Below are 15,866 nucleotides of genomic sequence, written 5' to 3'. Positions count from 1 at the left end.
AGCGTCACGGTGTAGGTGATCACGCCACCTTCGGTAACCGAAGGCGTAGCGGTCAGCTTCGCGATGACTTCGTCGGTGGTGTCGGTTACCTGAACGGAGGCATTGCCGCCCAGTTGCAGGTTCTCGAAGGTACGACCATCCACGTCCACAGCGGACTTGATGCCCACGCTGATCTGGCCAGCGTCGTTGTAGACGTCATCGCCCTGTGCAGCGTGCTCGTACGGCGCGCTGGTGTCTCCGGCCTTGATGGTGACCTGAGCATCGTTGCTCAGGGTCACGACCAGGTCGTGATCCAGCGGCTGGTTGATGTGCACGGTGAAGGTCGGTTTGACGTTCTCGGCCACCGAAGTCTGGTCGGCGGTGATGGTGACCAGTACCAGATCACCTTCGTTGCCAGTGCCTGGGGTACCCGAGCCTGGCTCGTCGGTGACGGTGGTGGTGACCGGCGCCTTGTCCAGGGTCAGTTGCTCGAACTTGCCCACGTCGTCGCCGCTGACCGAAGCGATCGATTTCACGATCGAGTCGTTGGTGCCGGTGTAGACGTTGTCCGGCGCGGTAACGGTGGTGGTGCCCACGGTGCCATTGGCCGGTACGGTGATGACGGTCTTGCCGTCGCTCAGCGTGAAGGTCAGCGCCGAGTGGTTGTTGATCGGCAGGCCGTCCTTGTTGGTCAGCGTCACGGTGTAGGTGATCACGCCACCTTCGGTAACCGAAGGCGTAGCGGTCAGCTTCGCGATGACTTCGTCGGTGGTATCGGTGACCTGAACGGAGGCGTTGCCGCCCAGTTGCAGGTTTTCGAAGGTACGACCGTCGACGTCCACGGCGGACTTGATGCCCACACTGATCTGGCCAGCGTCGTTATAGACGTCATCGCCCTGTGCAGCGTGCTCATACGGCGCACTGGTGTCACCAGCCTTGATGGTGACCTGAGCATCGTTGCTCAGGGTCACGACCAGGTCGTGATCCAGCGGCTGGTTGATGTGCACGGTGAAGGTCGGCTTGACGTTCTCGGCGACCGAAGTCTGGTCGGCGGTGATGGTGACCAGCACCAGGTCGCCCTGGTTGCCGGTGCCCGGGGTGCCCGAGCCCGGTTCGTCGGTCACGGTGGTGGTCACCGGGGCCTTGTCCAGGGTCAGTTGCTCGAACTTGCCGACGTCGTCGCCGCTGACCGAAGCGATCGACTTGATCACTGGGTCGTTGGTGCCGGTGTAAACGTTGTCCGGGGCAATTACGGTGGTAGTGCCCACAGTGCCGTTGGCCGGCACGGTGATGACAGTCTTGCCGTCGCTCAGCGTGAAGGTCAGCGCCGAGTGGTTGTTGATCGGCAGGCCGTCCTTGTTGGTCAGCGTCACGGTGTAGGTGATCACGCCACCTTCGGTAACCGAAGGCGTAGCGGTCAGCTTCGCGATGACTTCGTCGGTGGTGTCGGTTACCTGAACGGAGGCATTGCCGCCCAGTTGCAGGTTCTCGAAGGTACGACCATCCACGTCCACAGCGGACTTGATGCCCACGCTGATCTGGCCAGCGTCGTTGTAGACGTCATCGCCCTGTGCAGCGTGCTCGTACGGCGCGCTGGTGTCTCCGGCCTTGATGGTGACCTGAGCATCGTTGCTCAGGGTCACGACCAGGTCGTGATCCAGCGGCTGGTTGATGTGCACGGTGAAGGTCGGTTTGACGTTCTCGGCCACCGAAGTCTGGTCGGCGGTGATGGTGACCAGTACCAGATCACCTTCGTTGCCAGTGCCTGGGGTACCCGAGCCTGGCTCGTCGGTGACGGTGGTGGTGACCGGCGCCTTGTCCAGGGTCAGTTGCTCGAACTTGCCCACGTCGTCGCCGCTGACCGAAGCGATCGATTTCACGATCGAGTCGTTGGTGCCGGTGTAGACGTTGTCCGGCGCGGTAACGGTGGTGGTGCCCACGGTGCCATTGGCCGGTACGGTGATGACGGTCTTGCCGTCGCTCAGCGTGAAGGTCAGCGCCGAGTGGTTGTTGATCGGCAGGCCGTCCTTGTTGGTCAGCGTCACGGTGTAGGTGATCACGCCACCTTCGGTAACCGAAGGCGTAGCGGTCAGCTTCGCGATGACTTCGTCGGTGGTATCGGTGACCTGAACGGAGGCGTTGCCGCCCAGTTGCAGGTTTTCGAAGGTACGACCGTCGACGTCCACGGCGGACTTGATGCCCACACTGATCTGGCCAGCGTCGTTATAGACGTCATCGCCCTGTGCAGCGTGCTCATACGGCGCACTGGTGTCACCAGCCTTGATGGTGACCTGAGCATCGTTGCTCAGGGTCACGACCAGGTCGTGATCCAGCGGCTGGTTGATGTGCACGGTGAAGGTCGGCTTGACGTTCTCGGCGACCGAAGTCTGGTCGGCGGTGATGGTGACCAGCACCAGGTCGCCCTGGTTGCCGGTGCCCGGGGTGCCCGAGCCCGGTTCGTCGGTCACGGTGGTGGTCACCGGGGCCTTGTCCAGGGTCAGTTGCTCGAACTTGCCGACGTCGTCGCCGCTGACCGAAGCGATCGACTTGATCACTGGGTCGTTGGTGCCGGTGTAAACGTTGTCCGGGGCAATTACGGTGGTAGTGCCCACAGTGCCGTTGGCCGGCACGGTGATGACAGTCTTGCCGTCGCTCAGCGTGAAGGTCAGCGCCGAGTGGTTGTTGATCGGCAGGCCGTCCTTGTTGGTCAGCGTCACGGTGTAGGTGATCACGCCACCTTCGGTAACCGAAGGCGTAGCGGTCAGCTTCGCGATGACTTCGTCGGTGGTGTCGGTTACCTGAACGGAGGCATTGCCGCCCAGTTGCAGGTTCTCGAAGGTACGACCATCCACGTCCACAGCGGACTTGATGCCCACGCTGATCTGGCCAGCGTCGTTGTAGACGTCATCGCCCTGTGCAGCGTGCTCGTACGGCGCGCTGGTGTCTCCGGCCTTGATGGTGACCTGAGCATCGTTGCTCAGGGTCACGACCAGGTCGTGATCCAGCGGCTGGTTGATGTGCACGGTGAAGGTCGGTTTGACGTTCTCGGCCACCGAAGTCTGGTCGGCGGTGATGGTGACCAGTACCAGATCACCTTCGTTGCCAGTGCCTGGGGTACCCGAGCCTGGCTCGTCGGTGACGGTGGTGGTGACCGGCGCCTTGTCCAGGGTCAGTTGCTCGAACTTGCCCACGTCGTCGCCGCTGACCGAAGCGATCGATTTCACGATCGAGTCGTTGGTGCCGGTGTAGACGTTGTCCGGCGCGGTAACGGTGGTGGTGCCCACGGTGCCATTGGCCGGTACGGTGATGACGGTCTTGCCGTCGCTCAGCGTGAAGGTCAGCGCCGAGTGGTTGTTGATCGGCAGGCCGTCCTTGTTGGTCAGCGTCACGGTGTAGGTGATCACGCCACCTTCGGTAACCGAAGGCGTAGCGGTCAGCTTCGCGATGACTTCGTCGGTGGTGTCGGTTACCTGAACGGAGGCATTGCCGCCCAGTTGCAGGTTCTCGAAGGTGCGACCATCCACATCCACGGCGGACTTGATGCCCACGCTGATCTGGCCAGCGTCGTTGTAAACGTCATCGCCCTGCGCTGCGTGCTCGTATGGCGCACTGGTGTCACCGGCCTTGATGGTCACGGTCGCATCGTTGCTCAGGGTCACGACCAGGTCGTGATCCAGCGGCTGGTTGATGTGCACGGTGAAGGTCGGTTTGACGTTCTCGGCGACCGAAGTCTGGTCGGCGGTAATGGTGACCAGTACCAGGTCGCCTTCGTTGCCAGTGCCCGGGGTACCCGAGCCCGGTTCGTCGGTGACGGTGGTGGTGACCGGCGCCTTGTCCAGGGTCAGCTGTTCGAACTTGCCGACGTCGTCGCCGCTGACCGAAGCGATCGATTTCACGATCGAGTCGTTGGTACCGGTGTAGACGTTGTCCGGTGCGGTAACGGTGGTAGTACCCACGGTGCCATTGGCTGGCACGGTGATGACAGTCTTGCCGTCGCTCAGCGTGAAGGTCAGCGCCGAGTGGTTGTTGATTGGCAGGCCGTCTTTGTTGGTCAGCGTCACGGTGTAGGTGATTACGCCGCCTTCGGTGACCGACGGGGTCGCAGTCAGTTTCGCGATGACTTCGTCGGTAGTGTCGGTGACCTGTACCGAAGCGTTGCCGCCCAGTTGCAGGTTTTCGAAGGTACGACCATCGACGTCCACAGCGGACTTGATGCCCACACTGATCTGGCCAGCGTCGTTGTAGACGTCATCGCCCTGCGCCGCGTGCTCGTACGGTGCACTGGTGTCGCCGGCCTTGATGGTGACCTGAGCATCGTTGCTCAGGGTCACGACCAGGTCGTGATCCAGCGGCTGGTTGATGTGAACGGTGAAGGTCGGCTTCACATTCTCGGCGACCGACGTCTGGTCGGCGGTGATGGTGACCAGCACCAGGTCGCCCTGGTTGCCGGTGCCCGGGGTGCCCGAGCCCGGTTCGTCGGTCACGGTGGTGGTCACCGGGGCCTTGTCCAGGGTCAGTTGCTCGAACTTGCCGACGTCGTCGCCGCTGACCGAAGCGATCGACTTGATCACTGGGTCGTTGGTGCCGGTGTAAACGTTGTCCGGGGCAATTACGGTGGTAGTGCCCACAGTGCCGTTGGCCGGCACGGTGATGACGGTCTTGCCGTCGCTCAGCGTGAAGGTCAGCGCCGAGTGGTTGTTGATTGGCAGGCCGTCTTTGTTGGTCAGCGTCACGGTGTAGGTGATTACGCCGCCTTCGGTGACCGACGGGGTCGCAGTCAGTTTCGCGATGACTTCGTCGGTAGTGTCGGTGACCTGTACCGAAGCGTTGCCGCCCAGTTGCAGGTTTTCGAAGGTACGACCATCGACGTCCACAGCGGACTTGATGCCCACACTGATCTGGCCAGCGTCGTTGTAGACGTCATCGCCCTGCGCCGCGTGCTCGTACGGTGCACTGGTGTCGCCGGCCTTGATGGTGACCTGAGCATCGTTGCTCAGGGTCACGACCAGGTCGTGATCCAGCGGCTGGTTGATGTGCACGGTGAAGGTCGGCTTCACATTCTCGGCGACCGAGGTCTGGTCGGCGGTGATGGTCACCAGTACCAGATCACCTTCGTTGCCAGTGCCTGGGGTACCCGAGCCCGGTTCGTCGGTGACGGTGGTGGTGACCGGCGCCTTGTCCAGGGTCAGTTGTTCGAACTTGCCGACGTCGTCGCCGCTGACCGAAGCGATCGATTTCACGATCGAGTCGTTGGTACCGGTGTAGACGTTGTCCGGTGCGGTAACGGTGGTAGTACCCACGGTGCCATTGGCTGGCACGGTGATGACAGTCTTGCCGTCGCTCAGCGTGAAGGTCAGCGCCGAGTGGCTGTTGATTGGCAGGCCGTCTTTGTTGGTCAGCGTCACGGTGTAGGTGATTACGCCGCCTTCGGTGACCGACGGGGTCGCAGTCAGTTTCGCGATGACTTCGTCGGTAGTGTCGGTGACCTGTACCGAAGCGTTGCCGCCCAGTTGCAGGTTTTCGAAGGTACGACCATCGACGTCCACAGCGGACTTGATGCCCACACTGATCTGGCCAGCGTCGTTGTAGACGTCATCGCCCTGCGCCGCGTGCTCGTACGGTGCACTGGTGTCGCCGGCCTTGATGGTGACCTGAGCATCGTTGCTCAGGGTCACGACCAGGTCGTGATCCAGCGGCTGGTTGATGTGAACGGTGAAGGTCGGCTTCACATTCTCGGCGACCGACGTCTGGTCGGCGGTGATGGTGACCAGCACCAGGTCGCCCTGGTTGCCGGTGCCCGGGGTGCCCGAGCCCGGTTCGTCGGTCACGGTGGTGGTCACCGGGGCCTTGTCCAGGGTCAGTTGCTCGAACTTGCCGACGTCGTCGCCGCTGACCGAAGCGATCGACTTGATCACTGGGTCGTTGGTGCCGGTGTAAACGTTGTCCGGGGCAATTACGGTGGTAGTGCCCACAGTGCCGTTGGCCGGCACGGTGATGACGGTCTTGCCGTCGCTCAGCGTGAAGGTCAGCGCCGAGTGGTTGTTGATTGGCAGGCCGTCTTTGTTGGTCAGCGTCACGGTGTAGGTGATTACGCCGCCTTCGGTGACCGACGGGGTCGCAGTCAGTTTCGCGATGACTTCGTCGGTAGTGTCGGTGACCTGTACCGAAGCGTTGCCGCCCAGTTGCAGGTTTTCGAAGGTACGACCATCGACGTCCACAGCGGACTTGATGCCCACACTGATCTGGCCAGCGTCGTTGTAGACGTCATCGCCCTGCGCCGCGTGCTCGTACGGTGCACTGGTGTCGCCGGCCTTGATGGTGACCTGAGCATCGTTGCTCAGGGTCACGACCAGGTCGTGATCCAGCGGCTGGTTGATGTGCACGGTGAAGGTCGGCTTCACATTCTCGGCGACCGACGTCTGGTCGGCGGTGATGGTGACCAGCACCAGGTCGCCCTGGTTGCCGGTGCCCGGGGTGCCCGAGCCCGGTTCGTCGGTCACGGTGGTGGTCACCGGGGCCTTGTCCAGGGTCAGTTGCTCGAACTTGCCGACGTCGTCGCCGCTGACCGAAGCGATCGACTTGATCACTGGGTCGTTGGTGCCGGTGTAAACGTTGTCCGGTGCGGTGACGGTGGTAGTGCCCACAGTGCCGTTGGCCGGCACGGTGATGACGGTCTTGCCGTCGCTCAGCGTGAAGGTCAGCGCCGAGTGGTTGTTGATCGGCAGGCCGTCCTTGTTGGTCAGCGTCACGGTGTAGGTGATCACGCCACCTTCGGTAACCGAAGGCGTAGCGGTCAGCTTCGCGATGACTTCGTCGGTGGTGTCGGTTACCTGAACGGAGGCATTGCCGCCCAGTTGCAGGTTCTCGAAGGTGCGACCATCCACATCCACGGCGGACTTGATGCCCACGCTGATCTGGCCAGCGTCGTTGTAAACGTCATCGCCCTGCGCTGCGTGCTCGTATGGCGCACTGGTGTCACCGGCCTTGATGGTCACGGTCGCATCGTTGCTCAGGGTCACGACCAGGTCGTGATCCAGCGGCTGGTTGATGTGCACGGTGAAGGTCGGTTTGACGTTCTCGGCGACCGAAGTCTGGTCGGCGGTAATGGTGACCAGTACCAGGTCGCCTTCGTTGCCAGTGCCCGGGGTACCCGAGCCCGGTTCGTCGGTGACGGTGGTGGTGACCGGCGCCTTGTCCAGGGTCAGTTGCTCGAACTTGCCGACATCAGCGCCGTCCACCGAAGCGATCGACTTGATTACTGGATCGTTGGCACCGGTGTAGACGTTGTCCGGGGCAGTGACGGTGATCGAACCGGTAGTGCCATTGGCCGGTACGGTGATGACGGTTTTACCGTCGCTCAGCGTGAAGGTCAGGGCGCCGTGGTTGTTGATCGGCAGACCGTCTTTGTTGGTCAGCGTGATGGTGTAGGTGATCTCGCCGCCTTCGGTGACCGACGGGGTGGCGGTCAGCTTGGCCACCACTTCGTCAGTGGTATCGGTCACTTGGACGGTAGCCGCACCGCCCAGCTGCAGGTTCTCGAAGGTCGCACCGGTGACGTCCACCGCCGAGTTGATACCCAGGCTGATCTGGCCGGCGTCGTTGTAGACGTCATCGCCCTGCGCATCGTGGGTGTACGGTGCGCTGGTTTCGCCGGCCTTGATGGTGACCTGCGCGTTGTTGCTCAGGGTCACGACCAGGTCGTGGTCCAGCGGCTGGTTGATGTGCACGGTGAACGTCGGTTTGACGTTCTCGGCCACCGACGTCTGATCGGCGGTGATGGTGACTTTGACCAGGTCGCCTTCGTTGCCTGGAGTACCTGGCTCGTCGGTAACGGTGGTGCTGACCGGCGTTTTATCCAGGGTCAGTTGCTCGAACTTGCCGACATCAGCGCCGTCCACCGAAGCGATCGACTTGATTACTGGATCGTTGGCACCGGTGTAGACGTTGTCCGGGGCAGTGACGGTGATCGAACCGGTAGTGCCATTGGCCGGTACGGTGATGACGGTTTTACCGTCGCTCAGCGTGAAGGTCAGGGCGCCGTGGTTGTTGATCGGCAGACCGTCTTTGTTGGTCAGCGTGATGGTGTAGGTGATCTCGCCGCCTTCGGTGACCGACGGGGTGGCGGTCAGCTTGGCCACCACTTCGTCAGTGGTATCGGTCACTTGGACGGTAGCCGCACCGCCCAGCTGCAGGTTCTCGAAGGTCGCACCGGTGACGTCCACCGCCGAGTTGATACCCAGGCTGATCTGGCCGGCGTCGTTGTAGACGTCATCGCCCTGCGCATCGTGGGTGTACGGTGCGCTGGTTTCGCCGGCCTTGATGGTGACCTGCGCGTTGTTGCTCAGGGTCACGACCAGGTCGTGGTCCAGCGGCTGGTTGATGTGCACGGTGAACGTCGGTTTGACGTTCTCGGCCACCGACGTCTGATCGGCGGTGATGGTGACTTTGACCAGGTCGCCTTCGTTGCCTGGAGTACCTGGCTCGTCGGTAACGGTGGTGCTGACCGGCGTTTTATCCAGGGTCAGTTGCTCGAACTTGCCGACATCAGCGCCGTCCACCGAAGCGATCGACTTGATTACTGGATCGTTGGCACCGGTGTAGACGTTGTCCGGGGCAGTGACGGTGATCGAACCGGTCGTGCCGTTGGCCGGCACGGTGATGACGGTTTTACCGTCGCTCAGCGTGAAGGTCAGGGCGCCGTGGTTGTTGATCGGCAGGCCGTCTTTGTTGGTCAGCGTGATGGTGTAGGTGATCTCGCCGCCTTCGGTGACCGACGGGGTCGCAGTCAGTTTGGCAACCACTTCATCGGTGGTGTCAGTGACTTGGACGGTAGCCGCACCGCCCAGCTGCAGGTTCTCGAAGGTCGCACCGGTGACGTCCACCGCCGAGTTGATGCCCAGGCTGATCTGGCCGGCGTCGTTGTAGACGTCATCGCCCTGCGCATCGTGGGTGTACGGCGCGCTGGTCTCGCCGGCCTTGATGGTGACCTGCGCGTTGTTGCTCAGGGTCACGACCAGGTCGTGGTCCAGCGGCTGGTTGATGTGCACAGTGAACGTCGGTTTGACGTTCTCAGCGACCGAGGTCTGGTCGGCAGTGATGGTGACTTTGACCAGGTCGCCTTCGTTGCCTGGAGTACCTGGCTCGTCGGTAACGGTGGTGCTGACCGGCGTTTTATCCAGGGTCAGTTGCTCGAACTTGCCGACATCAGCGCCGTCCACCGAAGCGATCGACTTGATTACTGGATCGTTGGCACCGGTGTAGACGTTGTCCGGAGCAGTGACAGTGATCGAACCGGTAGTGCCGTTGGCCGGCACGGTGATGACGGTCTTGCCGTCGCTCAACGTGAAGGTCAGGGCGCTGTGGTTGTTGATCGGCAGACCGTCTTTGTTGGTCAGCGTGATGGTGTAGGTAATCTCGCCGCCTTCGGTGACCGACGGGGTCGCAGTCAGTTTGGCCACCACTTCATCGGTGGTGTCAGTGACTTGAACGGTAGCCGCACCGCCCAGCTGCAGGTTCTCGAAGGTCGCACCGGTGACGTCCACCGCCGAGTTGATGCCCAGGCTGATCTGGCCGGCGTCGTTGTAGACGTCATCGCCCTGCGCATCGTGGGTGTACGGTGCGCTGGTTTCGCCAGCCTTGATGGTGACCTGAGCGTTGTTGCTCAGGGTCACGACCAGGTCGTGGTCCAGCGGCTGATTGATGTGCACGGTGAACGTCGGTTTGACGTTCTCGGCCACCGAGGTCTGGTCGGCAGTGATGGTGACCTTGACCAGGTCGCCTTCGTTGCCTGGAGTACCTGGCTCGTCGGTAACGGTGGTGCTGACCGGCGTTTTATCCAGGGTCAGTTGCTCGAACTTGCCGACATCAGCGCCAGCAACGGTTGCGATCGACTGCACCACAGGCGGATTGCTACCGGTGTAGACGTTGTCCGGAGCGGTGACGGTGATCGAACCGGTAGTGCCGTTGGCCGGTACGGTGATGACGGTTTTACCGTCGCTCAGCGTGAAGGTCAGGGCACCGTGGTTGTTGATCGGCAGACCGTCTTTGTTGGTCAGCGTGATGGTGTAGGTGATCTCGCCGCCTTCGGTGACCGAAGGGGTCGCAGTCAGCTTGGCAACCACTTCATCGGTGGTGTCAGTGACTTGAACGGTAGCCGCACCGCCCAGCTGCAGGTTCTCGAAGGTCGCACCGGTGACGTCCACCGCCGAGTTGATGCCCAGGCTGATCTGGCCGGCGTCGTTGTAGACGTCATCGCCCTGCGCATCGTGGGTGTACGGTGCGCTGGTTTCGCCAGCCTTGATGGTGACCTGAGCGTTGTTGCTCAGGGTCACGACCAGGTCGTGGTCCAGCGGCTGATTGATGTGCACGGTGAAGGTCGGCTTGACGTTCTCGGCGACCGAGGTCTGGTCGGCGGTGATGGTGACCTTGACCAGGTCACCTTCGTTGCCTGGAGTGCCTGGCTCGTCAGTGACGGTGGTGCTGACCGGGGTCTTGTCCAGGGTCAGTTGCTCGAACTTGCCGACATCAGCGCCGTCCACCGAAGCGATCGACTTGATCACTGGATCGTTGGCACCGGTGTAGACGTTGTCCGGAGCAGTGACAGTGATCGAACCGGTAGTGCCATTGGCCGGCACGGTGATGACGGTTTTACCGTCGCTCAGCGTGAAGGTCAGGGCGCCGTGGTTGTTGATCGGCAGACCGTCTTTGTTGGTCAGCGTGATGGTGTAGGTGATCTCGCCGCCTTCGGTGACCGACGGGGTCGCAGTCAGTTTGGCAACCACTTCATCGGTGGTGTCAGTGACTTGAACGGTAGCCGCACCGCCCAGCTGCAGGTTCTCGAAGGTCGCACCGGTGACGTCCACGGCGGACTTGATGCCCACACTGATCTGGCCAGCGTCGTTGTAGACGTCATCGCCCTGCGCATCGTGGGTGTACGGCGCGCTGGTTTCGCCGGCTTTGATGGTGACCTGAGCGTTGTTGCTCAGGGTCACGACCAGGTCGTGGTCCAACGGCTGGTTGATGTGCACGGTGAACGTCGGTTTGACGTTCTCAGCCACCGAGGTCTGGTCGGCAGTGATGGTGACTTTGACCAGGTCGCCTTCGTTGCCCGGCGTGCCTGGCTCGTCAGTGACGGTGGTGCTGACCGGGGTTTTATCCAGGGTCAGTTGCTCGAACTTGCCGACATCAGCGCCAGCAACGGTTGCGATCGACTGCACCACAGGCGGATTGCTGCCGGTGTAGACGTTGTCCGGAGCGGTCACGGTGATCGAACCGGTTGTGCCATTGGCCGGTACGGTGATGACGGTTTTACCGTCGCTCAGCGTGAAGGTCAGGGCGCCGTGGTTGTTGATCGGCAGACCGTCTTTGTTGGTCAGCGTGATGGTGTAGGTGATCTCGCCGCCTTCGGTGACCGAAGGGGTCGCAGTCAATTTGGCAACCACCTCACTGACGGTGTCCGAAATTTCAACAGTAGCCGGGCCACCCAAAGCCAGATTCTCGAAAGTGGCACCCGCAACTGTTGCGCCGGTGACGCCGAGGGTAATGGAACCTGCGTCGTTGTAGACGTCATCACCCTGGATCGGGGTCTTGTACTCGACTTCGGTTTTACCCGCTTCGATGGTCACGGTGTCGCCGTTCGACAGTGTTACGGTCAACGGACGGTCCAGCGCCTGGCTTACTTTTACAGTGAAGGAAGGCTGCTGATCTTCGGTCACATTGCCATTGCTGACGATGCTAACGGTGACGGTATCGATGCTGTCATTGATGACAGTCGAAGCTGGAGTCGGATTCGGGGTCAACTGCTCGAAGTTGCCACCAGTGGCGTTCTCGATAGTCACACTAACGGTCGAACCGTTGTTGTAGACATCGTTCGCCGGGGTCTGGAAGTCGACGCTGCCCTGGGTCTTGCCGGCCTCAACGGTGATGGTCTGGCCGTTGGACAGGGTCACGGTTACCGGGGTCTGGGCAGGGCTGCTCAGGGTCACGGTGTAGGTAATCACGCCGCCTTCGGTGACACTTGGCGAAGCCGTCAGGGTCGCGGTGGTGGTGTCGACCGAATCGTTGATCGCGGTCTGAGCCGGGGTCGGGTTCGGCGTCAGTTGCTCGAAGTTACCGCCAGTGGCGTTCTCGATGGTCACGCTAACGGTCGAGCCGTTGTTGTAGACGTCGTTCGCCGGGGTCTGGAAGTCGACACTGCCCTGGGTCTTGCCGGCCTCAACGGTGATGGTCTGGCCGTTGGACAGGGTCACGGTCACCGGGGTCTGGGCAGGATTGCTCAGGGTCACGGTGTAGGTGATGACGCCGCCCTCGGTAACGCTTGGCGAAGCCGTCAGGGTCGCGGTGGTGGTGTCGACCGAATCATTGATCGCGGTCTGAGCCGGCGTCGGGTTCGGGGTCAGCTGCTCGAAGTTGCCACCAGTGGCGTTCTCGATAGTCACACTAACGGTCGAACCGTTGTTGTAGACATCGTTCGCCGGGGTCTGGAAGTCGACGCTGCCCTGGGTTTTGCCGGCTTCAACGGTAATGGTCTGGCCGTTGGACAGGGTCACGGTCACCGGGGTCTGGGCAGGGTTGCTCAGGGTCACGGTGTAGGTGATCACGCCGCCTTCGGTGACGCTTGGCGAAGCAGTCAGGGTCGCGGTGGTGTTATCGACCGAATCGTTGATCGCGGTCTGAGCCGGGGTCGGGTTCGGCGTCAGTTGCTCGAAGTTACCGCCAGTGGCGTTCTCGATGGTCACGCTAACGGTCGAGCCGTTGTTGTAGACGTCGTTCGCCGGGGTCTGGAAGTCAACGCTGCCCTGGGTCTTGCCCGCTTCAACGGTAATGGTCTGGCCGTTGGACAGGGTCACAGTCACCGGCGTCTGAGCGGGGTTGCTCAGGGTCACGGTGTAGGTGATCACGCCGCCTTCGGTGACGCTTGGCGAAGCAGTCAGGGTCGCGGTGGTGTTATCGACCGAATCGTTGATCGCGGTCTGAGCCGGCGTCGGATTCGGGGTCAACTGCTCGAAGTTGCCGCCAGTGGCGTTTTCGATGGTGACGCTGACAGTCGAACCGTTGTTGTAAACGTCGTTGGCTGGCGTCTGGAAGTCAACGCTGCCCTGGGTCTTGCCCGCTTCAACGGTAATGGTCTGGCCGTTGGACAGGGTCACGGTCACCGGAGTCTGGGCAGGGTTGCTCAGGGTCACGGTGTAGGTGATCACGCCACCTTCGGTCACCGACGGGCTCGCCGTCAGGGTCGCGGTGGTGTTATCGACCGAATCGTTGATCGCGGTCTGAGCCGGGGTCGGGTTCGGGGTCAGTTGTTCGAAGTTGCCGCCAGTGGCGTTCTCGATGGTGACGCTGACAGTCGAACCGTTGTTGTAGACATCGTTCGCCGGGGTCTGGAAGTCGACGCTGCCCTGGGTTTTGCCGGCCTCAACGGTAATGGTCTGGCCGTTGGACAGGGTCACGGTCACCGGGGTCTGAGCCGGGTTGCTCAGGGTCACGGTGTAGGTGATCACGCCGCCTTCGGTGACGCTTGGCGAAGCAGTCAGGGTCGCGGTGGTGTTATCGACCGAATCGTTGATCGTAGTCTGAGCAGGCGTCGGGTTCGGCGTCAGTTGTTCGAAATTGCCGCCAGTGGCGTTCTCGATGGTGACGCTGACGGTCGAGCCGTTGTTGTAGACATCGTTCGCCGGGGTCTGGAAGTCGACACTGCCCTGGGTCTTGCCGGCCTCAACGGTGATGGTCTGGCCGTTGGACAGGGTCACGGTCACCGGGGTCTGGGCAGGATTGCTCAAAGTCACGGTATAGGTGATCACGCCGCCTTCGGTCACCGACGGGCTCGCCGTCAGGGTCGCGGTGGTGGTGTCGACCGAATCGTTGATCGTGGTTTGAGCCGGGGTCGGGTTCGGGGTCAGTTGCTCGAAGTTACCGCCGGTGGCGTTTTCGATGGTGACGCTGACGGTCGAGCCGTTGTTGTAGACATCGTTCGCCGGCGTCTGGAAATCAACGCTGCCCTGGGTTTTGCCGGCTTCAACGGTAATGGTCTGGCCGTTGGACAGGGTCACAGTCACCGGGGTCTGGGCCGGGTTGCTCAGGGTCACGGTGTAGGTGATGACACCGCCTTCAGTGACGCTTGGCGAAGCCGTCAGGGTCGCGGTGGTGGTGTCGACCGAATCGTTGATCGTGGTCTGAGCCGGGGTCGGATTCGGGGTCAACTGCTCGAAGTTGCCACCAGTGGCGCCCTCGATGGTGACGCTGACGGTCGAGCCGTTGTTGTAGACGTCGTTCGCCGGGGTCTGGAAATCAACGCTGCCCTGGGTTTTGCCGGCCTCAACGGTAATGGTCTGGCCGTTGGACAGGGTCACAGTCACCGGAGTCTGGGCAGGGTTGCTCAGGGTCACGGTGTAGGTGATCACGCCGCCTTCGGTGACGTTTGGCGAAGCCGTCAGGGTCGCGGTGGTGTTATCGACCGAATCGTTGATCGTGGTTTGAGCCGGGGTCGGGTTCGGGGTCAACTGCTCGAAGTTGCCACCAGTAGCGCCTTCAATGGTGACGCTGACGGTCGAGCCGTTGTTGTAAACGTCGTTCGCAGGAGTCTGGAAATCAACGCTGCCCTGGGTCTTGCCCGCTTCAACGGTAATGGTCTGGCCGTTGGACAGGGTAATGGTCACCGGTGTTTGAGCAGGATTGCTCAAAGTCACGGTGTAGGTGATCACACCCCCTTCAGTCACGCTTGGCGATGCGGTCAGAGTGGCAGTCGTGGTATCCACCGAGTCACTGATTACCGTCTCAGCCGGTGCAGGATTAGGCGTCAGTTGCTCGAAGTTGCCACCGGTGGCACCCGTAATCGTGGTGCTGACAGTCGAGCCGTTGTTGTAGACGTCGTTCGCCGGGGTCTGGAAGTCAACGCTGCCCTGGGTCTTGCCGGCCTCGATGGTAATGACCTGCCCATTGGACAGGGTCACGGTTACCGGCGTCTGGGCAGGGTTGCTCAGGGTCACGGTGTAGGTGATGACGCCGCCTTCAGTAACGCTTGGCGAAGCAGTCAGTGTCGCAGTGGTCGTATCGATGGTATCGGTCACTTGGGTAACCGCCGGCGTTTGCGGCAATGTCACCGTCAAACCGCCGCCACCGGTGGCACCGGTGACAGTCGCCGAGATCTGCCCACCGTCGATATACGGTGTATCGTTCGCCGGGACCACGACATTGACACTACCGCTGGTCTGCCCGGCCGGAATGACGATCACGGCGCCATTGGACAGGGTAATGACCAGGTTGGTAGTCGGTGCCTGTCCAACCGTGGCGGTATAAACGATTACGCCACCCGCTTCGCTGATGGAAGGAGTGGCGCCAAGGATAAGGTCGGTAGCAACGTTGGTGTCCGTCGTCGGCGTGGTCACCAGGTTGTTGTTGGCGTCACCCAGCAGGCCGACTTCTTCACTGTCCAGCGTGGCTGCAAAGCCCAGCCCTTCAGTGGGGAATCCAACTGTGGGGTCAACCCGGCCCGCCGTTTCTTCGAGCATCACGAAGCTGTGACCACCACCCAGCGCGCCACCACCGCCTGCGGCCGATGGACCGGCTGCGGTAGCTTCAAGCTCGGTAGTCGGGTCGACACCCGCAGCGATCGCCTGCTGCAGCTCTTCCACCGACGGCGCGGCCTGTGCGGTCGCCTGGCTCAGGTCGGTGCTGCTGTCAGGCGTATCGGCGCTCCACTGGCTGTCACGGCCCAGGTCAAGCAGACGGCCATCGGCCAGTTCCAGAGTCACTGCACCGCCCGGGCCAGTGAGCACTTCCTCACCTGCCAACAGGCGGTCCCCCTCGATGAGCACACGGCGAATGCCCTCTGGGGATACCGCAATAACCTGGCCGACAATGCTTTTGACGATGGCTACAACGCTGCTCAT

The 15,866-nt window shown here is 61.8% G+C and carries 1 protein-coding gene (only partly in view); it reads right to left on the bottom strand.

Annotated elements, in window-relative coordinates:
* Positions 1-15,866, bottom strand: partial view of an immunoglobulin-like domain-containing protein gene (locus QQ992_RS00655; RefSeq protein WP_286111931.1) — the 5' portion only. Its footprint begins 15,013 nt before the window's first position; 15,866 of the gene's 30,879 nt are visible here — the first part of the coding sequence; it begins with the start codon at positions 15,864-15,866; its stop codon lies off the left edge, out of view.

The sequence above is a fragment of the Pseudomonas kurunegalensis genome (genome assembly GCF_030291635.1).
Lineage (GTDB): Bacteria > Pseudomonadota > Gammaproteobacteria > Pseudomonadales > Pseudomonadaceae > Aquipseudomonas > Aquipseudomonas monteilii.
The sequence above is the reverse complement of the archived record's forward strand: the minus strand, read 5'-3'. Positions and strand labels throughout refer to the sequence as shown.